Source organism: Pseudoclavibacter sp. JAI123 (assembly GCF_013409665.1).
In the GTDB taxonomy this organism is placed as follows: Bacteria; Actinomycetota; Actinomycetes; order Actinomycetales; family Microbacteriaceae; genus Pseudoclavibacter.
This window is the reverse complement of record NZ_JACCCM010000001.1, coordinates 2,542,031-2,568,631: the sequence shown is the minus strand read 5'-3', so window position 1 is coordinate 2,568,631 and position 26,601 is coordinate 2,542,031. Positions and strand designations below refer to the sequence as shown.

Below are 26,601 nucleotides of genomic sequence, written 5' to 3'. Positions count from 1 at the left end.
AGCCGAGCAGGTACGCTCGACCCATGCAGGAAGCGTCCCTCGAGCGGCAAGCATCGAACGAAGAGCAGCAGGCGACGATCGCCGTCATCACGGTCTCCGATCGCTCGGCTCGGGGCGAGCGCGAGGACCTCTCCGGTCCCGCGGCGGTCGACGCACTCGCGAGGCACGGCTACACCTCCGTCGCCCTCTCGGTCGTCCCGGACGGTGCGACCGTCGTGCGCGATGCCATCGCGCACGCAGCGGATGCTGGCGCGCAGCTCATCGTCACGCTCGGGGGCACCGGGCTCTCGCCGCGCGACGAGACGCCGGAGGCCACCTGGCCGCTGATCACGCGTGAGCTGCCCGGCATCGCCGAAGCACTCAGGGCCACAGCCCGCGACCGGGTGCCGACCGCGATCCTCTCGCGCGGTCTCGCCGGCATCATCGACCGACCTGGCCGCGGAGCGCCGAGCCTCGTCGTGAACCTCGCGGGCTCACCCGGCGCGGCCCGCGACGGCGTGGCGCTGCTGGCGCCCCTCATCCCGCACATCCTCGACCAGCTGCGTGGCGGAGACCACCCTTCGTGACCGGCACCCCCCTCGCCCGCGTGACCACCGACGAGCTCCTGCTCGCCGAGCATCTCGCCGCCGTCGACGACCCCCGAGCGGGCGCCGTCGTGACCTTCGTCGGGCAGATCCGAGACCACGACCCGGAGGCCGCCGGCCGCGTCGTCTCGCTCGACTACACCGCGCACCCAGACGCCGAGCGCGTGCTCGAGGGGCTCGTCACGGCCCATGCTCAAGACGGCGTCCGAATCGCTGTGAGTCACCGGATCGGGCACCTGAAGGTCGGCGACATCGCACTCATCGCCTGCGTCTCGAGCGCCCACCGCGGCGAGGCCTACGACGTGAGCCGCGCCCTCGTCGAAGACGTGAAGTCCGAGGTGCCGATCTGGAAGCACCAGCACGAGGCTGACGGCGCCGCATCCTGGGTCGGCCTGCCATGAGCGCAGTGCCCGTCACGATCTCGCGCAGGCCACGGCTCGTGGAGCCGCAGCTCGCAGCTGCGCCCGGGGCCCCGCTTGTCGACACGCACGGGCGCGTGCACCGCGACCTCCGCATCTCGCTGACCGACAAGTGCTCCCTGCGCTGCACGTACTGCATGCCGGCGGAGGGCAACGAGTTCCTCGAGAAGGACAGCATCCTCACGACCGACCAGATCGTGCGCATCGCGCAGCTCGCCGCCGCATCCGGAATCACGACGTTTCGACTGACCGGCGGGGAGCCGCTCCTTCGCCGCGACGCCGCCGACATCGTGCGGCGCATCTCTGCGATCGAGGGGCCGAACGGACGCGTGCAAGTGGCGATGACCACCAACGGCATCCTCCTGCCGCGGATGCTGCCGCAGCTCATCGACGCGGGTCTCGACCGTCTCAACGTGTCCATCGACACCCTGCGACGCGACCGCTTCACGTCCCTCACCCGGCGCGACAAGCTCGACGAGGTGCTCGCCGGCATCCGCGCCGCGCAGGCGTCGTCGCTGCGCCCGCTCAAGCTCAACGCCGTCGCCATGCGCGGCGTGAACGACGACGAGATCGTGGAGCTCGTGGAGTTCGCCATGGAGCACGACGCGCAGATGCGCTTCATCGAGCAGATGCCGCTCGATGCCGGCCACACCTGGGATCGCATGCAGATGGTGACCCGGGAGGAGATCCTCGAGGCCCTCGGCGCGAGATTCGAGCTCGCCCCGGTCCCCGGACGCGGCGGTGCGCCGGCCGAACGGTGGACCATCGACGGCGGGCCGCACACGGTCGGTGTCATCGCCTCCGTCACGGCGCCGTTCTGCGGGAACTGCGACCGCCTGCGGCTCACGGCTGACGGGCAGCTCCGCAACTGCCTGTTCTCGACGAGCGAGTACGACCTCATGCCGATCCTCCGCGCGGACCCGAGCTTCGCGCTCGACGCCGACGATGCCGCGCGAGCACGCCACGCGGCTGGGAACTGGACCGACTCGGAACTGGCGGTCGACGCGATGCTGCGTTCGTGCATCCACAACAAGCTGCCCGGGCACGCCATCAACGACCCCAGCTTCCTGCAGCCTGCCCGCGGCATGAACGCGATCGGCGGCTAGCGGGCGACGCGCAGTCGGCCGTTCGCGCCGCGCCTGGCGGTCGGCAGCGATCAGCCGCCAGCGAAGGGCGGGAGCACGTCGACGGATGCTCCGGGCGCGATGGTCGCGCCGGCGTCGGAGGTTCGCACCCCGTCCACGAGGAAGGAGCAGCGCGCGAGGACTTCGGCGATGTGAGCGTCAGCCGACGGGTTGAGCGCCGTCAACAGCGCGCCGATCGAGTCGACCTCGACCGCGAACTCGCTGCCGCCCACGGCCTCGGCGGCGCCGGCGAAGACGCGCACTCGCGACGCCGCGCTCATGCCTGATGCTCCCAGGCGAGAGCCCGTTCGGTGACGAGCTCGGCGAGGCGCGCGAACACCTCGGGGGAGTCTGCGGCAGAGCTCTGCCGCCCCAGCGCGAGCCCGAGCGCGAACGTCGTGAGTGGCGCCGCGGGCCGAGCGACGTTGTGGGCGACGTCCCTGGCGACATCGAGGACGGCGGCGACGTCGATGTCGTCGTCGAGCTCGAGCACGCGTTTGGCTTCGGCAAGCCACGCGTCGAGCGCCTCAGGGGGCAGATGCTTGGGCTTCTCGGTCATCGCTGACGGTTCCTTCCTCGTTGTCGGCTGGTCTGTCGGCAGGCCTGGGGAGGCGGAGGCGGCGGCCAGGGCGCGTGCCGCCTCCAGCTGCTCGGGGGTATCGATGTCTGCGGTGGCGCCGGTCTCGTCGAGCACTCGCGCGAGATCGAGGTGCTCGAGGACCCGGCGGAGAGGGAGGCCGTGCGCGCCCGATCCCGGAGAGTTCGCGAGCGCATGCTTCACCGCCTCGGCGCGGTAGAGCCCAGCGAGCCACTGCACGCGCCCATCCGAGTCGACGATCACAGCGCCGTCCGGGCCGGAGGCGTTGTCCGCCGCGCACAGCCCGGCCGGCTGCGACTCGAGGCGCCCGACCAGCAGCGCGACGAGCTCGGCGGCGCGCGGGAGGTCGCAGGCGAGCAGCAGGACACGCGGCGACTCGACGCTCGGGAGAGCCGCCGCCAGCCCAGCCGCCGGCCCGCCGAACGGGTGCTCCTCGCGCACGACCACGGCAGGTGAAGCCACGGCAACCGGACCGACGACGATGATCCGTCTCGCCCCGGCATCCCTCGCGGCGACAACGGCGATGTCGACGAGGCGACGACCGCCGATCTCGAGCTCGCCCTTGCTCACGCCTCCCAGGCGCGAGCCGCGGCCACCGGCCAGGATGACGGCGTCGAACCCGACAGACGCCGTGGGCGCGCCGGGCGACTGCCCTACTGCTCGCGCTTCCACGGCCCGGACTTCCCGCCGGTCTTCGCGATGAGCTTGATGTCGCCGATCGTCACCGACTTGTCGATGCCCTTCACCATGTCGACCAGCGCGAGCGCCGCAACCGAGACGGCGGTGAAGGCCTCCATCTCGACGCCCGTGCGATCGGCCGTGCGCACGGTCGCCGTGATGAGCACGCCGTCGTCGCGCAGCTCGAGGTCGACCGCCGCGCCGTGCACGCCGATGATGTGGGCGAGCGGGAGGAGCTCGGCGCACTTCTTCGCACCCTGGATGCCGGCGATGCGCGCCACCGCGAACGCGTCACCCTTCGGCACGGCGTCGCTCGTGAGCGCCTCCAGCACCTGCTCGCCGCAGAAGACCATGCCGGACGCCGTCGCGGCGCGCACGGTCGGCTGCTTCTCGGTGACGTCGACCATGCGTGCGTGGCCGGCTGCGTCGAGGTGCGTGAAGTTCGTCATGCTCAGAGTCTTGCACCGACGTCCGACATCAGCCGAACGACGTGCACCAGGTCACCCTCCTGCACGCGCTCGACGCTCGCATCGACGATGGCGTAGCCGTTCGCGTCGGCGAGGCTGCCCACGAGGTGCGAGCCGGACCCACGGGCGGCTGCCGGGGAGACCAGGACTCCCGCATCGGTGAGGCGGATGCGTGCGGGGAGGTACTGGCGGCGCCCCGGCGGGGTGCGCCATCCGGTCTCGGCTCGCGCGCTCAGCCGCGGATCCTCGACGAGGGATGCGCCTTGCAGCGCGCGCAGACACGGCCGCACGAACACGAGGAATGAGACCCAGGCGCTCACGGGGTTGCCGGGGAGGCCGAACACGAGGGGGCCGGGCTCGCCCGCTCCGACCCAGGGGTCACCGAGGCGGCCGAAGCCCTGCGGCTTGCCCGGCTGCATGGCGACCTTCTCGAAGCTCACCTGGCCGCCGGGAGAGAGGAGCTCCTTGACGGGGTCGTAGGCGCCCATGCTCACACCACCCGTGAGCACGATGACGTCGCACCGGCCGGCGAGCCGCCGAAGCGCCGCGTCGAGGTCGGCGATGTCGTCGGAGACCCTGACGACCTCGACGAGCTCCGCCCCGTGCTCGATGGCGAGCGAGGAGATGAGCAGCGAGTTGGAATCAGGGATCTGGCCGCGGTCGAGCGGCTCGCCAGGGGCGACGAGCTCGCTGCCCGTGGCGATGACGGCGACTCGAGGGCGTCGAGCCACGGCGATGCTGCCGTAGCCGGCGGATGCCAGCGCGGAGAGCACCTCGGCCCCGGCGCGTGACCCGGCCGAGACGAGCGCATCACCCGGCCGGCGGTCCTCCCCAGCCGAGCGGATGTGCACGCCGGGGGCGGCGGGGGCGGTGACGCTCACTCGTCGCTCGCCTCCGTCCGTCGCCTCGACGGGCACGATCGCATCGGCGTCCGCCGGGACGGGTGCACCGGTCATGATGCGTGCGGCCTGCCCCGCCGAGAGGGCTGGGTCCGCCGACGCGCCGGCGGGCAGATCAGCGACGACCTCGAGGGTGACTGGGGTGTCCGCGCTCGCGGTGGCCACGTCGGCGGAGCGCACCGCGTAGCCGTCCATGGCGGAGTTCGTCCACGGCGGCAGCGCGTACCTCGAGGCGACGGTCTCGGCGATGACGCGCCCGTGGGCTGCCGCGAGCGCAACGGTCTCGCTCGACAGGGGCCGTGTCTCCGCGAGCACGCGAGCCAGCTGGGTCTCGACCTCGATCATGCGAGCGTCCCGGCCTGAGCTGCGTCGGCGTCCGGCAGTCCGGTTGGGGCCCGGAGCAGGCTGAGCGCCGACGGCTGGACGACGCGCACCTCGTAGCCGTGCGGGGCGAGCAGCAGCGCGGCACGTCGTGCCCGCGTCGCCGAGACGCAGTAGAGGTTGAGCGGTGTGGGGACCTCGGCCTCATCTTCACGCAGAAGGTGGCGCAGGCGAGCGGTCAGAGCCTCTGGCTCTCGCTCGAGGTGGATCAGCTCGCTGAGCGGGAGGGAATGGGCACCGGGGATCGCGTCGACCGCGTACTCGTCCGGCTCTCGCACGTCGACGAAGTGGCCGCGCGCGTCCCGGGTCGGGTCGAAATCGAGCGGGCTCGGCTGCCCTGGTGGGGGCGCCACCGGCCGATCCCGGGCAGCGGTCCGCGCCGAGGGCTGTGCGGGGAGCTGCTGGGGGACCGCGCGCAGCGGCAGCTCGGAGACGCGCATCGTGAGCGCCTCGACCACGACGAGCCTGCCGAGCAGCACCTCGCCGATGCCTGTGACGAGCTTGATCGCCTCGACCGCCATCATCGAGCCGACGATGCCGCAGAGCGCGCCGAGCACGCCGGCCTCGGCGCAGGACGGCACGGACCCGGCGGGCGGCGGCTCCGGGAAGACGTCCCGTAGCGTGACGCCGACGGCGGGGGCAGGCGGCGCCGACCAGAACACGCTGAGCTGCGCGTCGAAGCGAAGCACGGACCCCCACACGAGGGGGAGGCCGAGGTGCTCGCAGGCGTCGGCTACGGCGTAGCGGGTCCCGAAGTTGTCTGCCCCGTCGAGCACCAGGTCGTAGCCGCCGAGGATACGCGTCGCGTTGGACTCGTCGAGCCGCTCGTCATGTTCGATGACGGTGACGTCCGGCGCGAGCTCGCGGAGGCTGCGGGCAGCGCTCGCGGTCTTGCGAGCGCCGACGTCGCCGATGCCGTGGATGACCTGCCGGTGCAGGTTGCTCGGCTCGACCGCATCCGCGTCGATGATGCCGATCGTGCCGACCCCGGCGGCCGCGAGGTACTGCAGGGCGGGGGCTCCGAGGCCGCCGGCGCCGAGTACGGCGACCCTGCTCGCCGCGAGGCGACGCTGGCCGATCTCACCGAGCTCCGGCAGGCGGCGCTGGCGTGCCGTGCGTGCGAGCTCGTCACCACCGAGTTCAGGGGAGGGGTCGACAAGCGGGGCGAGACGCATGGCGTCACCCTACCGCCGCATCCCGAGCCGCCCGGGACCGGCGTCGTTCCGGTGCAGGTCCGCGTGCGGATGCGCGGGGGCGGCTAGCATGGGCGCGTGGGTCGGATCACGGTGCGGCGAAGCGTCACGCGGCTGAGTCTCGGGAAGCCCCCGAGCCGGAAGGCCGACTTCCTCGCGGCCGAAGAGCCCCTCGAGATCCGCGTCGGAGGCCAGCAGCTCGCGATCACCATGCGCACGCCTGGCAACGACTTCGAGCTCGCGGCGGGTTTCCTCGTCTCGGAGGGGGTCATCGCCCGAGGCGATCAGTTCCGGTCGGCGATGTACTGCGCGGGCGCCGATGGCACTGCCGACGGGCTCAACACCTACAACGTGCTCGACGTGCTCCTGTCGGCGGACACCCCGCAGCCTGACCCCGACCTCGCGCGCAACTTCTACACGACCAGCTCGTGTGGGCTCTGCGGCAAGGCGAGCATCGACGCCGTCGAGCTGACCTCCAGCTACGAGGTGGCGAGCGACCCGGTGACGCTTGATGCGGGGCTGCTCGTGACGTTCCCCGACAAGCTCCGCGAGCAGCAGGCGGTGTTCGAGAAGACGGGCGGCCTGCACGCCGCCGCGCTCTTCGACGCCGCCACCGGCAGGCTGCTCGTGCTGCGCGAGGACGTCGGCCGCCACAACGCCGTCGACAAGGTCGTCGGCTGGGCCGTGCAGAACGACCGGCTGCCCCTCACCGGAACGGTGCTGCAGGTCTCAGGGCGATCGAGCTTCGAGCTCGTGCAGAAGGCCAAGATGGCGGGCATCCCCATCCTCGCCGCCGTCTCCGCGCCGTCATCGCTCGCCGCCGAGCTCGCCGAAGCCAGCGGCATGACGCTGATCGGCTTCCTCCGCGGGGAGTCGATGGTCATCTACTCGCGCCCCGACCGCATCCTGCCCACGGAAGAGGTCAAGGCATGAGCGTCGACGCCTGGGAGAGCTTCTTCGTCGCCACGGTCGGCGCTGGCGCAGCTCTGGCCGGCCTCATCATCGTGGCGATGTCGGTGAACGTCGCGATGATCATCAAGATCAAGAGCATGCCGTCGAGGGCAGGCGCGACCATCGCGTCCCTGCTGCTCATCGTCATCGTCGGAGCGGCCGGCCTCATCCCCGGCATCAGCAACATGGCGTTCGGCGGTGTGACACTCGCCGTCACGCTGGTCGTGGCGGCGCTGTACTGGCGCACGAGCGTCATCGGCTTCAGGAATCCGAACGGGCACCTGCGCGAGCACATCCTCCGTGTGGCGTTCACCGTCCTGCAGCTCCTGCCGATGCTCATCGGCGGAGTCCTCGCGTTCGGCACGTGGGAGGCGCTCTCCTGGGTGGCCGCGGGGTTCCTCCTCACCTTCGCCGGGGCGACCCTCAACGCGTGGGTGCTGCTCGTCGAGATCCTCCGGTAGCGCCGCGAGCTCGCGCTCAGCCGACGATCCTGAGCGCACCTGCGGGTCGAAAGCGGACTCGACGGACGCATCTGCGGTTCACCGTGAGAAGATGCCCCCATGCCGGAACAGCGATACCGCGTCAGCGAGGCAGCCTCGCTCCTCGGAGTCAGCGATGACACCCTGCGACGCTGGGGCGCGAGCGGCCGCCTCGACCTCGAGGGCGAGGCTGGCGCGAAGACGGTCTCCGGCGTGCAGCTCGCCTCCCTCGCGAAGGAGCTCGCGGAGAGCGACGCGCGCGGTGACCTCGTGGAGCTGCCACCCGCATCCGCTCGCAACCGGATGCGCGGCATCGTCACGAAGCTGACGCTCGACACCGTCATGGCCCAGGTCGACGTCCAGGCGGGGCCGTTCAGAATCGTCTCACTGGTCTCGCGCGAGGCCGTCGACGAGCTCGGCCTCGTGGTCGGAAGCCTTGTCGTGGCGAGCGTGAAGGCCACCAACGTGGGAATCGAAGGAGTGCACAGTGCGTAAGACGCGGAGACTCGGGATGGTGCGCGCGCTCGCCGCCTCCGCTGGCGTGCTGTTGCTGGCTGCCCTGGCGGGCTGCGCGCCCGCAGGTGGTCCGGCGACACCTTCCGGCAGCGCCGACCCCATGCCATCGCCCACCGAGACAGGCCCGACCGGTACCGTCACCGTCTACGCGGCCGCCTCGCTCACCGAGACGTTCACGCAGCTGGCGGAGGAGTTCGAGGCCGACCACCCCGGCGTCACGGTGACGCTCAACTTCGGTGGCAGCTCGACGCTGGCCGAGCAGATCGTGACGGGCGGGGCGCCCGTCGACGTCTTCGCATCCGCGAACGACACGACGATGAGGACGGTCGTGGATGCGGGGCTTGTCGAGTGGACACCGGCGACGTTCACCCGCAACGCGCTGGTCATCGTGACCCCGGAAGGAAACCCGGCTGGCATCACGGGGCTGAAGGATTTCGCCGACCCCAAGCTCAAGATCGCGCTCTGCGACGAAGAGGTGCCATGCGGCGCCGCCGCGGCGAAGATCTTCGAGCAGACCGACATCGTGCCGAAGCCGGACACCCTCGAGAGCGACGTCAAGGCAGTGCTCACGAAGGTGAGTCTCGGGGAGGTCGACGCCGGCCTCGTCTACGCGACCGACGCGAAGTCGGCGGCTCTCGAGGTCGACCCGATCGAGTTCCCTGAAGCGCTCGACGCTGTCAACAACTACGGCATCGTCCCGCTCAAGGCGGCGCCGAACCCTGAGGCGGCGGCCGCGTTCACCGAGTTCATCCTGACGGCCCGCGGCGTCGAGGTCTTCGAGGAAGCCGGCTTCCTCAGCCTGACATGACCGGGATGAGCCGCCGCCCGCCTGCGGCGCTGACGCCCTTCGCGCTCGTGGCTCTGGCGCTGCTCGCGCTGCCCATCCTGGCCCTCGTCCTCCGCGTGCCGTGGGCTGAGTTCCCGGAGATCGTCGCTCAGCCGGTCGTCGGCCAGGCCCTGTGGCTCTCGCTCTCCTGCGCCGTCGTGGCGACGGCCGTCTGCCTGGTCATCGGTGTGCCGCTCGCGTGGTGGCTCGTCTCGCTCGCGGAGCTGCCAGGTCAGCGCCTCTATCGCGTGGTCCGGGTGCTGGTGCTTGTGCCGCTTGTGCTCCCGCCGGTCGTCGGTGGCCTCGCACTGCTGCTCCTCTTCGGCCGCTCCGGCCTGCTCGGCGCCCCGATCGCCCAGCTCACCGGGTTCAGCCTTCCGTTCACGAGCGCCGCGGTTGTCGTCGCCCAGACGTTCGTGGCCTTGCCGTTCCTCGTCATCGCTGTCGAGGGGGCGCTGCTCGGGGCGGACCGCCGGGTCGAGGACGCGGCGGCGACGCTCGGCGCGACCCGCTGGTTCACCTTCTCGCGGGTCACGCTGCCGATGGTCGGGCCTGCGATCGGGGCCGGTGCGGTGCTCGCCTTCGCCCGCGCCCTCGGCGAGTTCGGCGCGACCATCACCCTCGCGGGCAGCCTCCCCGGGGTCACTCGGACGATGCCGATCTCCACCTACCTCGCCATGCAGTCGGATCCGGATGCGGCGATCGCCCTCGCGCTCCTGCTGCTGCTCGTCTCGGTCGTCGTGCTCTTCGCGTTGCGGGGTCGCTGGGTGTCCGGCGTCGCAGGGACTCCAGCGGTGCTCGGCGCCTCGGGGTCGGTGCGCGCGAGGGGTTCGGGGCGGCGCGGATGAGCGCGGGGCTGGCCATCCGCGCGAGCGTCGCCGTCGGCGGCTTCCACGCGAGCTACGAGCTCGAGGTGCGGCCTGGCGAGGTGCTCGCCGTGCTCGGCCCGAACGGGGCAGGCAAGTCGACGCTCCTGCGCGCGATCGCCGGCTTGACGGCACTCGAACGAGGCACCTTGGAGCTTGGGGGCCGTCTCGCGGAGGAGGCGCCGGGGGGCGTCCGGCTCGGCGCGCGGGAGCGACAGCTCGGCGTCGTCTTCCAGGACTACGTCCTCTTCGGCCACCTCAGCGCGCTCGACAACGTCGCCTTCGGGCTGCGCGCTCGGGGAATCGGCCGCGGCGAGGCGCGCCGAGTCGCCGCCGAATGGCTGGAGCGCCTCGGCATCCACGACCTCGCGTCCCGTCGCCCTGCCCAGCTCTCGGGAGGGCAGGCGCAGAAGGTTGCGCTCGCCCGGGCGCTGGCGACCTCGCCTCGTGTCCTTCTGCTCGACGAGCCCCTCTCCGCCCTCGACGTGGAGTCTCGTTCGGAAGTTCGTGCCGAGCTGCGCCGCGTGCTCGCGGATTTCGAGGGTGCGGCCCTCGTCGTCACGCACGACCCGGCGGATGCTGCTGCGCTGGCCGACAGGATCGCGATCGTCGAACGAGGTGCGATCACGCAGCTCAGCACACCGGAAGCCATCGCCGCGGGGCCGGCGACCGCCTACGTCGCGGCGCTTGTCGGGCGAACCGGGTTCGAGGTGGAGTTGCGGGAGCCGGGGCTCGCGACGCACAGCGATCTCGGTGAGATCCGTGGCCACCTCGTCGGCCAGGCGGGCGCGCCAGGGGAGTCTGACGGGCGGGCCGGACCGGGCGAGCCGCTGTTCGCGAGCATCCGCACTGACCGTCTTGAGCTCATCCTCCCCGGTGCGGACGATGCTCGGGGACCTGTCGCCCAGGCCCGGCCCCTCGCCCCGAACACCTGGCACGCTGAGGTCCTGCGCCTCGAACGCGACCTCGGCTCCGTGACGGCTACACTCCTTCTTGGCGAAGAGCAGACGACGCCCCGCCTCACGGCGCGGCTTCCGCTCGACACCGGCTCGCGCATTCCAGGGGGACTGCGAGAACGCCAGTCGGTGATCGTCCACCTTCCACCCGCTCACGTCGCCTTCGCCGCGACCCGCTGAGCGACGCGCCGGGGAATGCCGCGCGCGCTTTCAGCGTTAAGAGCGAACGTGCGGGCGTGCCCGCACGCCAAGATCTGAACCTCTCAAGGAGTACTGTGACCGACTCGCGCACCGCGACACGCGACGCCGAACCGACCCCAGCCGAGTCCGCATCCGCGGGCTCAGCCGTATCCGCGAGCGAGCAGGGCACCGACCCGCGCACTCGCTTCGTCATCCCGCTCCTCCTCGTCTCGGCGTTCGTCGTCATCCTGAACGAGACGATCATGGGTGTGGCGCTGCCCGCCCTGAACCAGGACCTCGGCATCCCGCTGGCGACTGGTCAGTGGCTCACGACGGCGTTCATGCTCGTCATGGCCGTCGTCATCCCGATCACGGGCTTCCTGCTGCAGCGCTTCCACGTGCGCCAGGTGTTCATGGCCGCGATGATCCTCTTCTCGCTCGGAACCCTGCTCTGCTTCCTGGCCCCGGGGTTCGAGATCCTGCTGCTCGGCCGCATCGTGCAGGCCTCCGGCACGGCCATCATGATGCCGCTGCTCATGACGACGGTGCTCAACATGGTGCCGCCGGAGCGCCGCGGGCGCACGATGGGCAACATCTCCATCGTCATCTCCGTCGCCCCGGCCATCGGGCCGACCGTCTCCGGCCTCATCCTGCAGGTCTTCGAATGGCGCTGGATGTTCGGCTTCGTCCTGCCCATCGCCCTCGTCGCGCTTGTGCTCGGCGCGCTGTTCATCAAGAACGTGACCGAGCCGCGCCAGGCGAAGATCGACGTGCTCTCCGTCATCCTCTCCGCGTTCGCGTTCGGTGGCCTCGTCTACGGGTTCTCTGGCCTCGGCGAGAGCTCGGCAACCGCCGTCATGCCGGCCTTCGTGCCGATCCTCGTCGGCGTGCTCGCGCTCGCCGCGTTCATCTGGCGTCAGATCTCCCGCCAGAAGACCGACTCGGCTCTGCTCGACCTCCGCGTCTTCACGAGCCGCCAGTTCACGGTGTCGCTCGTCCTGCTCGCGGTGAGCTTCATGTCGCTCTTCGGCACGATCATCCTGCTGCCCATCTACATGCAGGAGGTGCTCGGCTATGACACGCTCCGCGCCGGCCTGACCCTGCTGCCGGGTGGTCTCACGATGGGGCTGCTCGCGCCGTTCGTCGGCCGTCTCTTCGACAAGCTCGGCACGAAGCCGCTCATCATCCCCGGTTCCATCATCGTCAGCGCCGCCATCTGGGGCATGACGATGCTCACCGAGAACTCCGAGCAGTGGATGGTCATCGCCGCACACGTCACGCTCTCGGTGGGCCTGGCGCTCATGTTCACACCGCTCATGACAAGCGCGCTCGGCGACCTGCCCCGCTCGCGGTACTCCCACGGCTCGGCGGTCGTCTCGACGGCCCAGCAGCTCGCGGGAGCCGCAGGAACGGCGATGTTCGTCGTGGTCATGGCGAACTCGACGGTCGCTGCCGCAGGCGAGGGCTTCGGTCCGATCGCGGCGGAGGCGCAGGGCATCCACTCCGCGTTCCTCGTTGGCGCATGCATCTCGATCGTCACCATCGTCGGCGCGTTCTTCGTGAAGGCGACACCGAAGCGTGAAGGCGCCGAAGCGCCGGCCATGCACTAGGCGCATCCGGCGATCGCTGAGCTCAGCGCGTCGCATCAGAAGGGCCCGACATCAGATCGCCTCTGGTGCCGGGCCCTTCTGCGTGCCCGCTCGGGCGCGCCTCCCGGCGAGGTTTGCGAAGATGGGGCGTCGAGCATCCACCGCGCTGAGGAGCGACCATGGCTGAAGCCCCAGAGATCGTCGAGAAGTCCGTCACCTTCGAGGCCGCGCCGGAGCGGCTCTGGAGCATGCTCACGGAGCAGGAGTCGTTCGCCAGCTGGTACGCGTTCGGCGGCGCCACGATCGAGGCCGAGCCTGGCGGCGTGCTCGCCGTCCACTGGCCCGAGCACGGGACGTTCCGCGGCGAGGTGATGCTCGTGGAGTCGCCGCGCCGCTTCGGCTACCGGCTCGCGGCCGTGCCGGAGGAGGACCCGCAGCCGCAGAACAGCACGGTCGTGGAGTTCACGATCGAACCGGCCGACGGCGGCTCCGCGCTGACGGTGCGCCACTCGGGCTTCGAGGGTCTCGAGGGCCTTGCCGCCGACTCGACGTCGGCGGAGATCGAGACGATGGCGTGGACCGCGGCGCTGCCGCTGCTGCGCGAGGCACTCGGTGAGGCACCAGCGGAGGACCTGCCGCTGCCCTAGACGGACGCGTCAGGCGGTGGCCGCCGCCTCCAGTCGCGTGAGGCCGCGCTCGAAGTCGGGGCCGATGAGCTTGTCCATCGACATGAACCGGAAGACGATGGCCGCGACGCCACTGTGCTCGCCCGTCATGAGCCATCGAACGTGCGTGCCGCCGTCGACGGGCTCGAGGACGAACGACGTCGGGTTGTGCGCCTTGAAGGGCTTGTCGAAGTCGATGACGAGGTCGATCCGCTGCGGCGCGGAGGCGACGATCGTCATCGAGCCCTTGCCGGCTTTGCGGTTGCCCTCCCACGCGTAGTGGGCGCCGGGCCCAGCCTGCGGTCCGGAGTGCTCGCGTCGCATCGTCGGGTCGACGTCCTCCCAGGGCGACCATGAGCTCCAGTTGTGGAAGGAGTCGATGAGCGCGTGCACACGCTCGATGTCCGCGGGGATCACGGCCTCGCGCTGCACTTCGTACGTGGTCATGCGTGCATAGTGACAGAAACGTGGCTATGCGTGGACTCAGCAGAAGTTACGGGCCGGAAACATGGGCGTGACGCGCTCGGAAAACAGCGGTCGTAGTTTCGCACTAGACAACGCATGATGTCGTGAGCGAAACTCTTGGAGTCGCAACGACGCGACCACGAAAGGTTTTCACATGACCGACGTCGACCCCACCCTCGAGATGTCAGACGGCGCCTTCCACCGCCTCCTCGGCCCAGAAGCAGAGCCGGGCTTCCTCGCCGACTCAGAGCTGCCCGCATACTGGGGTCGCAAATGGGGCGCGCAGGATGAGGTCGGACGGCTCCGCACGATCATGATGCGCCGCCCGAGCGCGGGCCTCGAAGCCGTCGAGAAGGCCGGAGAGTCGACCTGGATGCCGGAGATCGGCGCCTACGTCGACCCGGACCGCCGCTGGTATTGGTCAGGTCGCGAGTTCCCCGACCTCGAGAAGCTGCACTCCGAGTTCGACAGCTTCGTCACGGTGCTCGAGGACAACGACGTCGAGGTCGTCATGGCCCCCGACCTCGCGCCCAGCTTCACCAAATCGGTGTTCACGCGCGACCCCCTCGTCACCATCCCGGGCGGCGCGATTATCGGACGACTCGCCCCGCGCATGCGCCGCGGCGAGGAGCAGTCCATCACGCAGACGGTCGCGGCCCAGGGCATGCCGATCCTCGGCACCATCACCGGCACCGGCCTCGTCGAGGGCGGCAGCTTCATCAAGGTGCGCCCCGACCTCGCGTTCTTCGGCACGTCGGTGCGCTGCAACGTCGAAGGCTACCGCCAGCTGCGCAACATCCTCGAAGAGCAGGGCATCCAGCTCATCCACTCGCAGATGCCCGGCTACCAGATCCACCTCGACCTGTGCTGCGCCATGCTCGACGACGACCTCGCGCTCGTGAACTCGCGCATCGCGCCGTACGACTTCCTCGACGCGCTCTGGAAGCTGGGCATCGAGACGGTGGATGTCGCGCCGCAGGAGGACTGGGCGTGCAACCTGCTCACCCTCGACCGCCGCAAGCTGCTCTTCCCGTCGCACCTGCCGCGCACAGCCGAGCTCCTCAACTCGAAGTACGGGGTCGAGATCATCCCCGTCACGTACCGGGAGATCAACAAGAACGGCGGCGGGCTGCACTGCTCGACGATGGAACTGCAGAGGGACTGGTAAACGATGTCAGAGAACGTCACCGGCGGAGAACTCGTCATCCGGACGCTCGAGGCGCTCGGCGCCGAACGGGTCGTCGGGCTCCCGGGGCAGCACGCGCTGCCCATGTTCGACGCGCTCGGCGACAGCTCGCTCGACTACCTCGGCGCGCGCGTCGAGAACAACGCCGCGTTCATGGCCGACGGGCACGCCCGCGTGTCCGGGACCGTGACCCCGCTGCTCCTCTCCGCCGGGCCGGGCGCGCTCACCGCGCTGCCTGGCATGCAGGAAGCGGCAACGGCGAGCTCGCCCGTGCTCCTCATCTCCGCGCAGGTCCCGACCCCGGGGATCGGCGGCCAGGCGCACGGCTACCTGCACGAGCTGCGCGACCAGGAGGCGCACTTCCGCGGCATCGCGAAAGCCACCTGGAGCATCCGCTCGGTCGACCAGATCGTGCCGATGCTCGTCGACGCGTGGCGCACCGCGCAGAGCGCGCCGGCCGGTCCCGTCTACGTGGAGGTGCCGCACGACGTGCAGCAGGCGAGCATCGAGCTCGTCGACGGGCAGCTCGGCGGCATCGCGGCCGAGGCCTACGCGCTCGCGCCGGAGGCATCGGACACGCAGCTCGCCTCCGTCGCGAAGCTGCTGGCCGCGTCCAGCTCACCCCGCGTCTACGCGGGCGGCGGCGTCGTCCGGTCCGGCGCGGGGGAGCTGCTCGAACAGCTCGCGGAGCAGCTGCAGGCACCGGTCGTCACCACGTACGGCGGGCGCAGCGCGTTCCCGTGGGCGCACCCGCTGTCGGCCGAGGGCTGGATCGAGGACATCGCGACCACCGAGTTCCTCGAGGCTGCCGATGTGCTGCTGGTGATCGGCACGGGCCTCAGCGAGCTCTCCTCGAACTACTTCCGCCTGGCGCCCAAAGGCACCGTCATCCACATCGACGCCGACGCGCGGGTGCTCGGCGCCAACCACGACGGCACGATCACGCTGCGCTCGGATGCAGGCTTGGCGCTGCAGGGCATCCTCGACCGCCTCCGCACGATGGGTGTCGGCGAGCGAGCGGATGCGCGCCCCGCCATCGAGGAGCTGCTCGCCACCGTCCGCACGCGGCTGGATGCGCAGCCCCTCGCCAAGGAGCGCGAGCTGCTGGACACGCTCCGCTCGGCGATCCCGGACGACGTCGCGACCTTCTGGGATATGACGATCAGCGCCTACTGGGCATGGTCGGCGTGGGATGCTCGCGGCGGCGTGTACGAGAACGGGCAGTGCGGCGGCCTCGGCTTTGGCCTGCCTGGTGCCATCGGCGCGTCCTTCGCTTCGCGCTCGCGCGAGAACCCCAACGGTGCGCCCGTCGTCGCGATCTCCGGAGACGGCGGCGGCCTGTACGGCGTCGCCGAGCTGTCGACGCTCGCGCAGTCGCAGCTCAGCGTCACCTGGCTCGTCGTCGACGACGGCGGCTACGGCGTGCTGCGCGGCTACATGAACGAGGCGTACGGGCGAGCGACGGCCACCGAGCTCACCGGGCCGGACTACCTCGCCGTCGCCCGAGCCTTCGGCGTCGAGTCGCGGGCCGTGGAGATGGAGACGCTCGCCGAGGAGCTCGCCGACAGCATCCGCACCCCCGGCCCACGAGTGCTCGTGCTGCCCGCCACCCTCGAGCTGTTCGAGGCGACCCACACGCATCGGCCCGCGGTGCACCGATGAGGGCGCTGCCCGTCGTTCCCCGCAACGAGCCGGCCGCCATCGGCGGCAGGCTCCGATCGGTGCGCCAGCTGCGGCAGATGACGATCGAGCAGCTCGCCAGCGCGACGGGGCTCAGCAAGAGCTTCCTGAGCCGCGTCGAACGCGACCAGACGTCGCCGAGCGTGTCGACGCTCGTGCTGCTCTGCGACGTGCTCAACATCGAGGTCGGCGAGCTGTTCAGCGCGCCTGATGCGCAGCTCGTGCGCTTCGAGGACGCGCCGCAGATCAACCTCGGCGGCACGAACGTGTACGAGCGGCTCCTCAGCCCCCGCAACGATCCGCGCTTCCAGGTGGTGCGCTCGCGAGTCGACGCCGGCATGTCGGGCACCGGGGGAGCGGAGCTCTACTCCGTGAACTGCGAGGTCGACTTCCTGCACGTCCTGCGCGGATCGATCACCGTGGTCCTCGCCTCCGAGACGTGGGAGCTCGAGTCCGGAGACTCGATCACCCTCGACGGGCGCGAACCGCACACGTGGCACACACGCGACTCGACTGAGGGGGTCGAGCTCCTCTGGGTGCTCGCTCCCGCAGCGTGGGGAGGCACCACCTGAGCTCCATCCACGCAGTACTGTCGGTTCCCTGGCAGACCGAGCGTTCGCTCGGCACGTAACACCCTTGTAAACCCTGCGTGACTTGGCCCATCCAGCGGCAAGTTGCCTCCTAGATTACGCATGTTGCCTACAGATGATCACCGCTGGTGATCGAGAGAAGGAGAAATTCACATGGCATCCAAGAAGCTCATGAAGGCGGGCCTGGCTGGCGCCTCGTTCGTCGCCCTCACCGCACTGCTCGCAGGATGCTCGTCAGGCGATGCACCGGAGGCGGACGTCTCCGAGGTCGCCGTGGACGAGGCCGCAGTCGCGCTCCTCCCGCAGGAGATCGCTGACGCCGGCACCCTCACGGTCGGCACCGAGGCGTACTACCCGCCCTACGAGTACCTCGACGCTGACGGCGCGACCGTCATCGGCCTCGACATGGACCTCATCAAGGCAGTCGGCCAGAAGCTCGGCCTCGAGGTGCAGATCGAGAACGTCGCCTTCGACACGCTCCTCCCGTCGCTCGACACGGCCCGCTACGACGTCGTCGTGGCAGCCATGACCGACACCCCGGAGCGCCAGGAGAACTACGACTTCGTCGACTACTTCAACGCGGGCCAGGGCATCGTCGTCGCGGAAGGCAACCCCGAGGGCATCACCGCAGAGGCCGACCTCTGCGGCAAGGCGGTCTCCGTGCTCCGCGACTCCGCGCAGCAGGGCATCCTCGAAGCCTTCAACAGCGACATCTGCGCCTCCAGCCCCATCGAGATCTCGGCGCAGGCCACCGACAACGACGCCCTCATCCAGGTGCAGTCCGGCCGCGCGGCAGCGTCGGTCAGCCAGTACCCGGTCGCGAGCTACAACGTCGAGCAGGCCGGCGGCTTCGAGCTCGCCAACGAGGAGCCCTTCCAGCCTGAGCCCCTCGGCATGGCAGTCGCGAAGGACAACGAGCTGAGCGCAGCCATCCAGGCCGCACTGCAGTCCCTGGTCGCCGACGGCACCTACACCGACATCCTCGCCGCCCACGGCCAGGAAGGCGGAGCCGTCGAAGAAGTCACCATCAACGGCGCCGAATAGCGCCCGCGGAGCTGACGAACAACAACGGAGCTGAAGAACAGTGAACACCTCGACCGGCCCATCCACGGGCGCGACGGGAGCGGTCACCACCGCCCCCGCCGCGCCCGCGGCCGACGCCCCCAAGATCGTCCCGCTACGGCACTACGGCCAATGGATCTTCGCCGCCATCGTGCTCCTCTTCCTCGCGAAGCTCGTCTACGACGTCGCGACGGGATCGAGCATCCGCTGGGAGAAGGTCGGCTCGAGAGTCTTCGCAGAGGCCATCATGCAGGGCCTCCTCATCACCATCATGCTGACCGTGGTCAGCATGATCCTCGGCATCATCGGCGGCATCACGCTCGCCGTGATGCGCATCTCCAGCAACGCCGTGCTCCGCGCCATCTCGAGCGGCTTCGTGTGGATCTTCCGCGGGACGCCGATCCTGGTGCAGATCCTCATCTGGTTCAACCTGGCGCTGTTCTTCCCGCAGATCGACCTCGTGTTCGTGCAGCTCGACACCAACGCGCTCATCCTGCCGCTCACCGCGGCCGTGCTGGGGCTCGCGGCCAACGAGTCCGCCTACATGTCGGAGATCATCCGAGGCGGCATCATCTCCATCGACCCAGGTCAGAAGGAGGCGGCAGAGGCGCTCGGCATGACGCAGGGCAAGATCATGTTCCGCATCATCCTGCCCCAGGCGCTTCGCTCGATCGTTCCCCCCATGGGCAACGAGCTCGTCACGCTCCTGAAGGAGACCTCGCTGGTGTCCGTCATCGGCGCAGGCGACCTCCTCACCAGGGCGCAGCAGATCGGCGCCGCCGACTTCAGCCGCATGGAGATGCTGCTCGTCGCGAGCATCTGGTACCTGATCCTCACCTCGATCGCGAGCATCGGCCAGGGCTTCCTCGAGCGCAAGCTCGGCAAGTCCCGCGGCTTCGCGACCCCCGAACCCGTGTGGAAGCGAGTGCTCAACTCGATTCTGCCCAACCGCAGAGAGGGACTCCGCTGATGCCCGTATCCACTGGGTCCGCCCCGATGATCGAGCTGCGCAACGTCGCCAAGTCATTCGGCAGCGTCGAGGTGCTCAAGGACATCTCCCTCGACGTCCACGCGGGCGAGGTCGTCAGCATCCTCGGCCCCTCCGGCTCAGGGAAGTCGACGCTGCTCCGCTGCCTCAACCACCTCGAGACCGCCGACCGCGGCGTCATCCGGGTGGCGGGGGAGCCCGTCGGCTACAAGGAAAAGAACGGCAAGCTCTACGAGCTTCGTCCGAACGAGATCGCCAAGCGTCGGCGCGACATCGGCATGGTGTTCCAGCGCTTCAACCTCTTCCCGCACATGACGGCCATCGAGAACATCATCGAATCGCCCGTGCAGATCCTCGGCCACAAGAAGTCGGCGGCCATCGCCGACGCGAAGGTGCTGCTCGAGCAGGTCGGCCTCGGAGACAAGGGCGACAACTACCCGTCGCAGCTCTCCGGCGGACAGCAGCAGCGCGTGGCGATCGCCCGCGCACTCGCCATGAAGCCGAGCGTGCTGCTCTTCGACGAGCCGACGTCCGCGCTCGACCCGGAGCTCGTCGGCGAGGTGCTGCAGGTCATGACGAAGCTCGCGAAGGAGGGCATGACCATGGTCGTCGTCACCCACGAGATCGGCTTCGCACGCGACGTCTGCGACCGCGTCGTGTTCATGGACGGCGGCGTCATCGTCGAGGAGGGCGCCCCGGAGGACGTCATCCAGAACCCGCAGCACGAGCGCACGAAGCGCTTCCTCGCACGCGTCCTCAAGTGAGAGAGCTGACATGACACGTCCCCTCGTCATCTTCACCGACACCACCGACCTCTCGCAGGAGCCTGCAGCCAGGCTCCTGCGAGAGGCGGGGTACGCAACCGCCCACCTCGAGCTGCCGACCTCGCCCGGACTCGACGCGGTCGTGCCGCGCGAGCACCTCGACGCGGTCGCGGCCATCGTCGGCTACGCGCGCATCACGGCGGATGTGCTCGCGCAGCTCCCGTCGCTGCACCTGCTCGCGACGAGCTCCGTCGGCACCGACATGATCGATGCGGATGCGGCTGCCGCCCGAGGCGTGAAGGTCGTGACCCTCGCCGGGGTCGCGACCGAGGAGGTCGCGGCGCACGCGCTGACCCTGCTGCTCGCCGCCGAGCGCTCGCTGCTCCGCAGCCTGCAGCTCGTGCGCAGCGGCGAGTGGACCGACGAGGCCACGGCCCGCCTCCAGGTTCCGCGCCGCCTCAGCTCCCTCACCCTCGGACTTGTCGGCCTCGGTCGCATCGGCGGCAGGCTCGCCGAGATCGCTCGACCCAGCTTCGGGCGCGTGCTCGCCTTCGACCCCTACGCCAAGGAGGCGCCGGCGGGTGTCGAGCTCGTCGACTCGCTCGAAGACCTGCTGCGGGCATCCGACTCGCTCAGCCTCCACCTGCCGCTCACCGCCGAATCGCGTGGCATCCTCGACGCAGCCGCCCTCGCCCTGCTCCCGCACGGCGCGGTGGTCGTGAACGTCTCACGGGCGGGCCTCGTCGACGAGGCCGCCATCCAGGCTGCCCTCGCGAGCGGTGCGCTGCGTACCTACGCGGCCGACGTCCTCGACGGCGAGCCGCCGCATCCGAGCGACGCCATGCGCACCGACCCCGGCACCCTCATCACCCCGCACACCGCCTGGTGGTCGGATGCGGCCCTCGCCGGCTACGAGGCCCAGCCGGCCCTCAACATCATCGCCGAGCTCGGCGCACCCGCCGACCCCACCTGGAGTCCCTCATGACAGACAGCAGCATCCTCCTCTCCGACGCGCACGAGCGCTTCCTGCGCGACTTCGACACGATGGGTGACTTCGGGGCCACCGGGCACGGGGGCGTCGACCGGCAGGCCGCGAGCGACGCCGACAACGAGCAGCGCCGCTGGTTCCAGGGCCTGCTCGAGGGCCACGGCTTCACGGTCGAGTACGACCGGATCGGCAACCAGTTCGGGCTGCTCGAGCTCGTGCCCGGTGCGCCATACGTGCTCATCGGCTCGCACATGGACTCGCAGCCGACGGCAGGCAAGTACGACGGCGCCTACGGGGTGCTCGCCGCGGCCCACGCGGCATTCCGGATCGCGGATGAGGCCGTCTCCGGCGGGGTCGCCGGCGCCAGGTACAACGTCGCCGTCGTCAACTGGTTCAACGAAGAGGGATCGCGCTTCGTGCCCTCCATGATGGGGTCCTCCGTGTACACGGGCGTGCTGCCGCTCGAGGATGCGCTCGCCGTGCGCGACAAGGCGGGCATCAGCGTCCAGCAGGCGCTGCGCCCGACCGGATTCCTCGGCGAGGGCAACGGTCCCGTCGCCGCGCTCTGCGCCGAGATCCACATCGAGCAGGGGCGCCTGCTCGAGAACGCCGGCACGACCATCGGCCTCGTCACCGCGACCTGGGCCGCGAGCAAGTACCGCGTCGTCGTCAAGGGCGAGCAGGCGCACTCCGGCGCGACCGTCATGGAAGACCGCCAGGATGCGCTCTACGGCGCCTCGCTGCTCGTCGTCTTCGCGCGGGAGCTCACCGACCGCTTCCCCGGCAAGCTGCACACGGCCGTGGGGCAGCTCGACGTGTACCCGAACTCGCCCGTCGTCGTCGCCAGCGAGGTCACGCTGCTGCTCGACCTGCGCAGCGACGACGAGGAGCTGCTCGCCGAGGCCAACGCCCTCCTGGACGCGCGCTTCGCGGAGATCGAGGCCAAGGCCCGCGTCGAGATCGAGCGCACCCTCTCGCACTCGTGGGACGTCAACCCGTACCAGCCCGCCGGCGTGGAGCTGGCGCGCTCGGTCGCCGAGGAGCTCGGGCTCTCGAACGACGAGATCATGACCGTCGCCGGCCACGACTCGACGAACATGAAGGAGCTCGTGCCCACGGTCATGCTCTTCGTGCCCTCCGTCGACGGCATCTCGCACAACGAAGGCGAGTACACGAAGCCCGACGACCTCGTCGCAGGGCTCGACGTGCTCACCGAAGTCGTCCGGCGCCTCGTTCGGGGCGAGCTCTCCTAGGCCCTTGATCGCTGCCAGCCGGTTAGCCGCATCCGCTGCCGGTGTAGGCGCATCCGTTGCCAGTGCGGCCGCATCCGCTGCCGACGGGCCGGATCGCTGCCAGTCAGCTGGCCCCTTCGGCTGGCTCTGCCACGATCGCTGCCAGTCAGATGGCCCTTTACGGCGGTTCTGAAGGGCGCTTCGGCTGGCAGTGATCGCGATTGTTTGGGTGAGACCCGTGCATGAGCGGGCCGTGCGCGCTGGTCGCCGCCGGCCAGGTGGATGCATCCGCTCGCACATCGCCCATCACTGCCAGCCAATTGGCCGCTCCGGCTGACTCTGCGACGATCGCTGCCAGCCAGATGGCCCCTATACGGCGGTTCTGAAGGGCGCTTCGGCTGGCAGCGATCGCGGTCGCGAGCGACACAGCCGGGGCATTGCTGGTCTCTGATGGTCCTGGCTGGGCTTGGTCAGGCGAGGGGTGGATGCGCAGAGTCACGGCCGTCGGCACCGTTCGGGACGAGATCGCCCGGACGGGTGCGCTTTGCACCCGCCGTCGTAGACGACGGTGCAAAGCGCGCGCATCACGATGGGCCACCTTCGCTAGCTTCGACTGAGAAGCACGCGGCAAGGAGGCCCCACAGTGAGCAACGATTTCTTCTGGACGAACCCGCCTCGGGTGACGCAGAACGGCAACATCGGACCGACGGACTCGGCGCAGGTTCCGCGCTTCGCGGGCCCCGCGACGTTCGCGTTGCTGCCGCGTGTCGACGAGGTCGAGCAGCTCGACGTCGCGATCCTCGGCGTTCCCTTCGACAGTGGCGTCTCGTACCGCCCCGGAGCCCGCTTCGGTCCGGCGCACGTGCGCCAGTCGAGCCGCCTCCTCCGGCCGTACCACCCGACGCTCGATGTGTCCCCGTTCGCCGCCCAGCAGGTCGCGGACGCGGGCGACGTGCCCGTCAACCCGTTCGACATCGAGGAGGCGCTCGGCACGGTGGAGGCGGCAGCTAAGGCGTTGAGCGACACCGGCGCGAAGATCGTCACCATCGGCGGCGACCACACGATCGCGCTGCCGCTGCTGCGCAACATGGCGCGCATCCACGGCCCCGTCGCGATGCTGCACTTCGACGCGCACCTCGACACGTGGGACACCTACTTCGGGGCTGCCTACACGCACGGCACGCCGTTCCGTCGCGCGTTCGAGGAGGGGCTGCTCGACACGGATGCGCTCAGCCACGTCGGCACGCGCGGACCGCTCTACGGGAAGCAGGACCTCGAGGACGACGAGCGCTTCGGCTTCGGCATCGTCAGCTCGGCCGACATCTACCGCCGTGGAGCTGACGCCGTCGTGCAGCAGCTGCGCGAGCGCATCGGCGACCGCCCCCTCTACATCTCGATCGACATCGACGTGCTCGACCCGGCGCATGCGCCGGGCACAGGAACGCCGGAGGCAGGCGGCATGACGAGCCGCGAGCTCCTCGAGATCCTGCGCGGGCTCGCTGACCTCAACGTTGTCGGCGCCGACGTCGTCGAGGTGTCGCCGGCCTACGACCACGCGGAACTCACCGGCGTCGCCGCGGCCCACGTCGTGTACGAACTCGTGTCGATGTTCGCGGTGCGCAGCTAGCGCGTCCACCGGCGCGCGCTCGCCGCGTTCGCTGTCCAACATCAGTGCAATATCGGGCCCGATCGACGTTCTGGAGGCGGTTTCGGCCGATTTCGCACTGATGTTGGACACGAGGCGCGGCAGGGCGCGGCGGGTTGCCGTTCCGAGCCGCCCGGACGAACCCGGTGAGCCAGAGGCGGCGACGTCCTAGGCTTCAGGCATGGGAAGCACTGCGTGCGGCATCGTGTCCGACCTGGTGAACGAGCGATGAGCAGCTCCGGGGTCGTAGCCAGCAGCGCCCTGCAGGAAGCGGCCTGGAACGCGGGAGCCGTCGCGCCGCTCGAACTCGTCCGGGACGGAATCTGGACCGTGGGCATTCCCATGCCACCGGGGCCGACGCCGGGCGGGCGCATCCCGTGCACGCTCACGTCGGTCGTCACCGATGATGCGGGCGGGGTGCACGTCGTCGATCCAGGCTCGGACTCCGATGAGAACCTTGGCGTCCTCACCGCGGCCATCGCGGCCACCGGACACCGGCTCGATCAGGTGCGATCGATCATCGTCACGCACCTGCACCACGATCATCTCGGCTTGGCCGAACGGCTTCGGAGTGCGACGGGGGCGCCGATCGTGCTGCACCGGGCCGAACAGGCGGCACTCGACCGGCTCGCGGCCGACCGCCCGGACGTCGCCGCCGAACGCACGCGGCTCACCGCGTGGGGAGTGCCGGTTGAACGCCACCCCGAGATCCTCACGCTCGTGGGGCGGTCGGCGACGCCCGTGTCGCTGCAGGCCGACGTGCTCGTCGATGATGCTCAGCTGCTCGACGTCCCTGGGCGGCGGATGCGCGCCGTCCACACGCCGGGACACACGCCGGGCCACCTCTCGCTCGTCGACGTCGACGCTCGCCTGGTCTTCACCGGCGACCACGTCTCGCCGGTGCTGCACCCCGGTCTTGGTCTCGGCGGCGACGACGGCAACAACCCGGTGCTGCAGTACCAGCGCTCGCTGCGGCGCCTCGGCGGCCTCGGCGTCGACGAGGCTATGCCGGGCCACGGCTACCGGTTCACGGGTCTCGCGCAGCGGTGCGTCGAGCATGCGCGCCACCACCAGCAGCGCACCGATGAGGTGCTGGACGCCCTCGCCGCCTCGCCGGAAGCCTCGATCTTCGAGATCGCCTCGCGCCTTACGTGGTCGGCCGGCTGGGAGAAGCTCGCCGGCTTCTCGCTGCGCTCGGCGCTCCAGCAGACGGCGATGCACGCTGACACGGTGCGAACCGGCTCGGCGTGAGCGCAGCCTTGCCCGGGCTTCCGTCGGCGGTGCGCCGGACCGCCGGTACGCCGGACTGCTGGAGCGTCGCCGCGTCGCCATACCAACGTTCCTGGCAGATGCGCGGGAGCGTGCGGAGCGAACGCGGAGCGACGACTGGTTGGCTGGGTCGCGGGCGCTTTCGGGAGCGCTACCGGAACGCGAGCCACAATGTCGAACACCGGAGGTCGATATGAACACCAGGACCGAACGCCGCTGGATTCTCGCGGGCCTCGTGCTGCTGTCGGTACTCGTCGTCGCCGCGTCTTTCCAGACCGGGGACCTGTTCCATCGCATCTTGCTGATCCTGCCGACGACGCTCCTCTGGGTCGTCTACCGTGAGGCGGCCCGCCGGCGACGCGACGCACAGGTCTCGTCGGGTGAGGGCGGCGACCAGGACGCCGGCCGCCGCTGATCGCGGAGGGATGCACCACCAGCGCTGGCGCGCAACCCCTCGGGGCCACAGATCTTCGTCGCGTAGCGTCCGGGCCATGACCAATGAGCCAGCAGGTGCCGACACGTCCGACGAGGGTCCAAGCGCAGCGGAGGCCGCCGAAGCTGCCGAGCGCGACGCGCTGAGAAGCGTCCGCGCCGTGGGCGAGGACCGCGGCGACCCGGACACGGCCCGAAACGAGAGCGTGCCCACCCCACCGAGCGAGGTCGACCCTGAAGCCGGCACGGATGCCGACGGCTTCCCGGTTGAGAATCCCTCCGGCTGAGGCCTCGTCGCTCGCGCTCCGGCTGAAGCCCACCCGCTCCGGTTGAGGTCCACGCCTCCGGGTGAAGCCGACCCCTCCGTCTGAGCCCCACCGCTCGCCCTCCGGGGCCGCTCAGGTCGTCTGCCAGAACACCATCGGCTGACCGGGGGCGCCGCAGGCCTCGGGTGCATCAGCCGGTGCGCTCCCGTACCCGCCGCCTCCGTCGATGGTGTCGCCGGCGCCGACGGTTCCGAAGCCCGGCACGTCGATGCTCTGCCCGCCGGGCGTGAGCACCGAGCCGAAGGGGAACTGCACGAAGGTCTGCTCATCGCCCGTGCCCACGACCCAGCATCCGCCCTCGCTGAGCGCGAGCGTGCCCGTGACTCTCGCCTCCATGACGGCCGTCGGTTCGCGGCCAGCCGCGTAGAGGATGGTCGTGTCGGTGGTCGTCGTGCTCGCGGGCCCCGGCGCTGGCCAGATCGTCTCGCCCGGTTCTGATGGCTGCGCGGTCGGCGCACACGCGGTCAGTGCCCCTCCGAAGGTGATCGCGACGCCGAGCACGCCGCCGAACACGACGCTGACCCCGCGGCGTCGTCTCGCCGCCGGCGCCCGGCCTGCTTTGGTTCGTCGTGCCCTCACGCGCGCTTCGCTCATGAGCGTGAT

30 protein-coding genes are annotated in these 26,601 nt (G+C 70.2%); 23 read left to right on the top strand and 7 right to left on the bottom strand.

Going from position 1 to position 26,601, the window contains the following annotated elements; translation table 11 throughout:
* The first annotated feature begins 23 nt into the window (after positions 1 to 23).
* From HDC34_RS12060 to moaA, 3 genes are read left to right on the top strand one after another with little or no spacing between them, the layout of a single operon-like run.
* Positions 24 to 566: a molybdenum cofactor biosynthesis protein B gene (locus tag HDC34_RS12060; RefSeq protein WP_179557011.1), complete on the top strand. Its 543-nt coding sequence runs from the start codon at positions 24 to 26 to the stop codon at positions 564 to 566.
* On the top strand, positions 563 to 985 hold the full coding sequence (locus HDC34_RS12055) for a molybdenum cofactor biosynthesis protein MoaE (RefSeq protein ID WP_179557010.1): 423 nt from the start codon (positions 563 to 565) through the stop codon (positions 983 to 985). Before HDC34_RS12060 ends, HDC34_RS12055 begins: the two co-directional genes overlap by 4 nt.
* Positions 982 to 2,109, top strand: a complete 1,128-nt coding sequence (gene moaA, locus HDC34_RS12050) for a GTP 3',8-cyclase MoaA (RefSeq protein WP_104311582.1) — start codon at positions 982 to 984, stop codon at positions 2,107 to 2,109. The genes HDC34_RS12055 and moaA overlap by 4 nt, the downstream gene beginning before the upstream one ends.
* A 50-nt stretch (positions 2,110 to 2,159) precedes the next feature.
* Here moaA and HDC34_RS12045 read toward each other — a convergent pair whose 3' ends face one another.
* Genes HDC34_RS12045 through HDC34_RS12025 form a run of 5 tightly spaced genes read right to left on the bottom strand, consistent with a single transcriptional unit; the run spans position 2,160 to position 6,325 of the window.
* Positions 2,160 to 2,408, bottom strand: coding sequence for a MoaD/ThiS family protein (locus HDC34_RS12045; RefSeq protein WP_104311583.1), 249 nt, complete (start codon positions 2,406 to 2,408; stop codon positions 2,160 to 2,162).
* Positions 2,405 to 3,397 carry an NTP transferase domain-containing protein gene (locus tag HDC34_RS12040; RefSeq protein ID WP_179557009.1) on the bottom strand — a complete coding sequence of 331 codons (993 nt, stop codon included), beginning with the start codon at positions 3,395 to 3,397 and terminating at the stop codon, positions 2,405 to 2,407. The genes HDC34_RS12045 and HDC34_RS12040 overlap by 4 nt, the downstream gene beginning before the upstream one ends.
* Positions 3,379 to 3,852 (bottom strand): cyclic pyranopterin monophosphate synthase MoaC, encoded by a 474-nt coding sequence (gene moaC, locus HDC34_RS12035; protein WP_179557008.1) that lies wholly within the window; start codon positions 3,850 to 3,852, stop codon positions 3,379 to 3,381. The genes HDC34_RS12040 and moaC overlap by 19 nt, the downstream gene beginning before the upstream one ends.
* 2 nt (positions 3,853 to 3,854) lie before the next feature.
* Positions 3,855 to 5,114 carry a gephyrin-like molybdotransferase Glp gene (gene glp / locus HDC34_RS12030; RefSeq protein WP_179557007.1) on the bottom strand — a complete coding sequence of 420 codons (1,260 nt, stop codon included), beginning with the start codon at positions 5,112 to 5,114 and terminating at the stop codon, positions 3,855 to 3,857.
* Positions 5,111 to 6,325 carry a ThiF family adenylyltransferase gene (locus HDC34_RS12025; RefSeq protein ID WP_179557006.1) on the bottom strand — a complete coding sequence of 405 codons (1,215 nt, stop codon included), beginning with the start codon at positions 6,323 to 6,325 and terminating at the stop codon, positions 5,111 to 5,113. Before HDC34_RS12025 ends, glp begins: the two co-directional genes overlap by 4 nt.
* A gap of 96 nt (positions 6,326 to 6,421) precedes the next feature.
* Between HDC34_RS12025 and fdhD the strand changes: the two genes are divergently transcribed.
* The 8 genes from fdhD (at position 6,422) to HDC34_RS11985 (ending at position 13,353) form a co-directional block, all read left to right on the top strand.
* The gene (gene fdhD / locus HDC34_RS12020; RefSeq protein WP_179557005.1) at positions 6,422 to 7,276 is read left to right on the top strand and encodes a formate dehydrogenase accessory sulfurtransferase FdhD; all 855 of its coding nucleotides are present in this window, start codon (positions 6,422 to 6,424) and stop codon (positions 7,274 to 7,276) included.
* Positions 7,273 to 7,755: a hypothetical protein gene (locus tag HDC34_RS12015; protein WP_104311589.1), complete on the top strand. Its 483-nt coding sequence runs from the start codon at positions 7,273 to 7,275 to the stop codon at positions 7,753 to 7,755. The genes fdhD and HDC34_RS12015 overlap by 4 nt, the downstream gene beginning before the upstream one ends.
* Before the next feature lie 99 nt (positions 7,756 to 7,854).
* Entirely contained in the window at positions 7,855 to 8,268 is a 414-nt protein-coding gene (locus HDC34_RS12010) for a molybdopterin-binding protein (protein ID WP_104311590.1), read from the top strand.
* Positions 8,261 to 9,097 carry a molybdate ABC transporter substrate-binding protein gene (gene modA, locus HDC34_RS12005; RefSeq protein WP_307852772.1) on the top strand — a complete coding sequence of 279 codons (837 nt, stop codon included), beginning with the start codon at positions 8,261 to 8,263 and terminating at the stop codon, positions 9,095 to 9,097. Before HDC34_RS12010 ends, modA begins: the two co-directional genes overlap by 8 nt.
* Positions 9,094 to 9,963, top strand: coding sequence for an ABC transporter permease (locus HDC34_RS12000; RefSeq protein WP_179557004.1), 870 nt, complete (start codon positions 9,094 to 9,096; stop codon positions 9,961 to 9,963). Before modA ends, HDC34_RS12000 begins: the two co-directional genes overlap by 4 nt.
* A complete protein-coding gene (locus tag HDC34_RS11995; RefSeq protein ID WP_179557003.1) occupies positions 9,960 to 11,117 on the top strand; it encodes an ABC transporter ATP-binding protein in 1,158 nt (385 codons plus the stop codon). The genes HDC34_RS12000 and HDC34_RS11995 overlap by 4 nt, the downstream gene beginning before the upstream one ends.
* A gap of 95 nt (positions 11,118 to 11,212) precedes the next feature.
* The gene (locus HDC34_RS11990) at positions 11,213 to 12,727 is read left to right on the top strand and encodes an MDR family MFS transporter (protein WP_179557002.1); all 1,515 of its coding nucleotides are present in this window, start codon (positions 11,213 to 11,215) and stop codon (positions 12,725 to 12,727) included.
* A 158-nt stretch (positions 12,728 to 12,885) separates the two neighbouring features.
* Entirely contained in the window at positions 12,886 to 13,353 is a 468-nt protein-coding gene (locus HDC34_RS11985) for an SRPBCC domain-containing protein (RefSeq protein ID WP_104311595.1), read from the top strand.
* 9 nt (positions 13,354 to 13,362) lie between these two features.
* On the opposite strand, the gene HDC34_RS11980 is transcribed toward HDC34_RS11985, so the two are convergent.
* Positions 13,363 to 13,818 carry an SRPBCC family protein gene (locus HDC34_RS11980; protein ID WP_179557001.1) on the bottom strand — a complete coding sequence of 152 codons (456 nt, stop codon included), beginning with the start codon at positions 13,816 to 13,818 and terminating at the stop codon, positions 13,363 to 13,365.
* Positions 13,819 to 13,990: 172 nt separating this feature from the next.
* On the opposite strand from HDC34_RS11980, the gene HDC34_RS11975 reads away from it, so the two are divergent.
* The 12 genes from HDC34_RS11975 to HDC34_RS11920 all read left to right on the top strand — a co-directional run bounded on the left by HDC34_RS11975 (position 13,991) and on the right by HDC34_RS11920 (position 25,959).
* Positions 13,991 to 15,004, top strand: coding sequence for a dimethylarginine dimethylaminohydrolase family protein (locus tag HDC34_RS11975; RefSeq protein ID WP_179557000.1), 1,014 nt, complete (start codon positions 13,991 to 13,993; stop codon positions 15,002 to 15,004).
* Between the two features lie 3 nt (positions 15,005 to 15,007).
* Positions 15,008 to 16,684 carry a thiamine pyrophosphate-binding protein gene (locus HDC34_RS11970; RefSeq protein WP_104311598.1) on the top strand — a complete coding sequence of 559 codons (1,677 nt, stop codon included), beginning with the start codon at positions 15,008 to 15,010 and terminating at the stop codon, positions 16,682 to 16,684.
* Entirely contained in the window at positions 16,681 to 17,274 is a 594-nt protein-coding gene (locus HDC34_RS11965) for a helix-turn-helix transcriptional regulator (protein WP_104252584.1), read from the top strand. The genes HDC34_RS11970 and HDC34_RS11965 overlap by 4 nt, the downstream gene beginning before the upstream one ends.
* Positions 17,275 to 17,445: 171 nt before the next feature.
* The gene (locus tag HDC34_RS11960; RefSeq protein WP_104311599.1) at positions 17,446 to 18,336 is read left to right on the top strand and encodes an ABC transporter substrate-binding protein; all 891 of its coding nucleotides are present in this window, start codon (positions 17,446 to 17,448) and stop codon (positions 18,334 to 18,336) included.
* A 40-nt stretch (positions 18,337 to 18,376) separates the two neighbouring features.
* Positions 18,377 to 19,324 carry an amino acid ABC transporter permease gene (locus HDC34_RS11955; RefSeq protein ID WP_179556999.1) on the top strand — a complete coding sequence of 316 codons (948 nt, stop codon included), beginning with the start codon at positions 18,377 to 18,379 and terminating at the stop codon, positions 19,322 to 19,324.
* Entirely contained in the window at positions 19,324 to 20,106 is a 783-nt protein-coding gene (locus HDC34_RS11950) for an amino acid ABC transporter ATP-binding protein (protein WP_271982391.1), read from the top strand. Before HDC34_RS11955 ends, HDC34_RS11950 begins: the two co-directional genes overlap by 1 nt.
* Positions 20,107 to 20,116: 10 nt before the next feature.
* Positions 20,117 to 21,091, top strand: coding sequence for an NAD(P)-dependent oxidoreductase (locus HDC34_RS11945; RefSeq protein ID WP_179556998.1), 975 nt, complete (start codon positions 20,117 to 20,119; stop codon positions 21,089 to 21,091).
* The gene (locus HDC34_RS11940; RefSeq protein ID WP_179556997.1) at positions 21,088 to 22,347 is read left to right on the top strand and encodes a M20 family metallo-hydrolase; all 1,260 of its coding nucleotides are present in this window, start codon (positions 21,088 to 21,090) and stop codon (positions 22,345 to 22,347) included. The genes HDC34_RS11945 and HDC34_RS11940 overlap by 4 nt, the downstream gene beginning before the upstream one ends.
* Before the next feature lie 658 nt (positions 22,348 to 23,005).
* On the top strand, positions 23,006 to 23,953 hold the full coding sequence (speB, locus tag HDC34_RS11935; protein WP_104312534.1) for an agmatinase: 948 nt from the start codon (positions 23,006 to 23,008) through the stop codon (positions 23,951 to 23,953).
* A gap of 246 nt (positions 23,954 to 24,199) precedes the next feature.
* Positions 24,200 to 25,222 carry an MBL fold metallo-hydrolase gene (locus tag HDC34_RS11930; RefSeq protein WP_179556996.1) on the top strand — a complete coding sequence of 341 codons (1,023 nt, stop codon included), beginning with the start codon at positions 24,200 to 24,202 and terminating at the stop codon, positions 25,220 to 25,222.
* Between the two features lie 211 nt (positions 25,223 to 25,433).
* Positions 25,434 to 25,655 (top strand): hypothetical protein, encoded by a 222-nt coding sequence (locus tag HDC34_RS11925; RefSeq protein ID WP_179556995.1) that lies wholly within the window; start codon positions 25,434 to 25,436, stop codon positions 25,653 to 25,655.
* A gap of 76 nt (positions 25,656 to 25,731) precedes the next feature.
* Entirely contained in the window at positions 25,732 to 25,959 is a 228-nt protein-coding gene (locus tag HDC34_RS11920) for a hypothetical protein (RefSeq protein WP_179556994.1), read from the top strand.
* Positions 25,960 to 26,070: 111 nt separating this feature from the next.
* On the opposite strand, the gene HDC34_RS11915 is transcribed toward HDC34_RS11920, so the two are convergent.
* On the bottom strand, positions 26,071 to 26,592 hold the full coding sequence (locus HDC34_RS11915; protein ID WP_179556993.1) for a hypothetical protein: 522 nt from the start codon (positions 26,590 to 26,592) through the stop codon (positions 26,071 to 26,073).
* Between the last annotated feature and the right edge of the window lie 9 nt (positions 26,593 to 26,601).

Coding starts and splice junctions, on each gene's coding strand:
- HDC34_RS12060 (WP_179557011.1), top strand. CDS start 24: ATGCAGGAAGCGTCCCTCGAGCGGCAAGCATCGAACGAAGAGCAGCAG.
- moaA (WP_104311582.1), top strand. CDS start 982: ATGAGCGCAGTGCCCGTCACGATCTCGCGCAGGCCACGGCTCGTGGAG.
- HDC34_RS12045 (WP_104311583.1), bottom strand. CDS start 2,408: ATGAGCGCGGCGTCGCGAGTGCGCGTCTTCGCCGGCGCCGCCGAGGCC.
- moaC (WP_179557008.1), bottom strand. CDS start 3,852: ATGACGAACTTCACGCACCTCGACGCAGCCGGCCACGCACGCATGGTC.
- glp (WP_179557007.1), bottom strand. CDS start 5,114: ATGATCGAGGTCGAGACCCAGCTGGCTCGCGTGCTCGCGGAGACACGG.
- HDC34_RS12025 (WP_179557006.1), bottom strand. CDS start 6,325: ATGCGTCTCGCCCCGCTTGTCGACCCCTCCCCTGAACTCGGTGGTGAC.
- HDC34_RS12015 (WP_104311589.1), top strand. CDS start 7,273: ATGAGCGTCGACGCCTGGGAGAGCTTCTTCGTCGCCACGGTCGGCGCT.
- HDC34_RS12010 (WP_104311590.1), top strand. CDS start 7,855: ATGCCGGAACAGCGATACCGCGTCAGCGAGGCAGCCTCGCTCCTCGGA.
- HDC34_RS12000 (WP_179557004.1), top strand. CDS start 9,094: ATGACCGGGATGAGCCGCCGCCCGCCTGCGGCGCTGACGCCCTTCGCG.
- HDC34_RS11995 (WP_179557003.1), top strand. CDS start 9,960: ATGAGCGCGGGGCTGGCCATCCGCGCGAGCGTCGCCGTCGGCGGCTTC.
- HDC34_RS11985 (WP_104311595.1), top strand. CDS start 12,886: ATGGCTGAAGCCCCAGAGATCGTCGAGAAGTCCGTCACCTTCGAGGCC.
- HDC34_RS11980 (WP_179557001.1), bottom strand. CDS start 13,818: ATGACCACGTACGAAGTGCAGCGCGAGGCCGTGATCCCCGCGGACATC.
- HDC34_RS11975 (WP_179557000.1), top strand. CDS start 13,991: ATGACCGACGTCGACCCCACCCTCGAGATGTCAGACGGCGCCTTCCAC.
- HDC34_RS11970 (WP_104311598.1), top strand. CDS start 15,008: ATGTCAGAGAACGTCACCGGCGGAGAACTCGTCATCCGGACGCTCGAG.
- HDC34_RS11965 (WP_104252584.1), top strand. CDS start 16,681: ATGAGGGCGCTGCCCGTCGTTCCCCGCAACGAGCCGGCCGCCATCGGC.
- HDC34_RS11960 (WP_104311599.1), top strand. CDS start 17,446: ATGGCATCCAAGAAGCTCATGAAGGCGGGCCTGGCTGGCGCCTCGTTC.
- HDC34_RS11950 (WP_271982391.1), top strand. CDS start 19,324: ATGCCCGTATCCACTGGGTCCGCCCCGATGATCGAGCTGCGCAACGTC.
- HDC34_RS11945 (WP_179556998.1), top strand. CDS start 20,117: ATGACACGTCCCCTCGTCATCTTCACCGACACCACCGACCTCTCGCAG.
- HDC34_RS11940 (WP_179556997.1), top strand. CDS start 21,088: ATGACAGACAGCAGCATCCTCCTCTCCGACGCGCACGAGCGCTTCCTG.
- HDC34_RS11930 (WP_179556996.1), top strand. CDS start 24,200: ATGAGCAGCTCCGGGGTCGTAGCCAGCAGCGCCCTGCAGGAAGCGGCC.
- HDC34_RS11925 (WP_179556995.1), top strand. CDS start 25,434: ATGAACACCAGGACCGAACGCCGCTGGATTCTCGCGGGCCTCGTGCTG.
- HDC34_RS11920 (WP_179556994.1), top strand. CDS start 25,732: ATGACCAATGAGCCAGCAGGTGCCGACACGTCCGACGAGGGTCCAAGC.
- HDC34_RS11915 (WP_179556993.1), bottom strand. CDS start 26,592: ATGAGCGAAGCGCGCGTGAGGGCACGACGAACCAAAGCAGGCCGGGCG.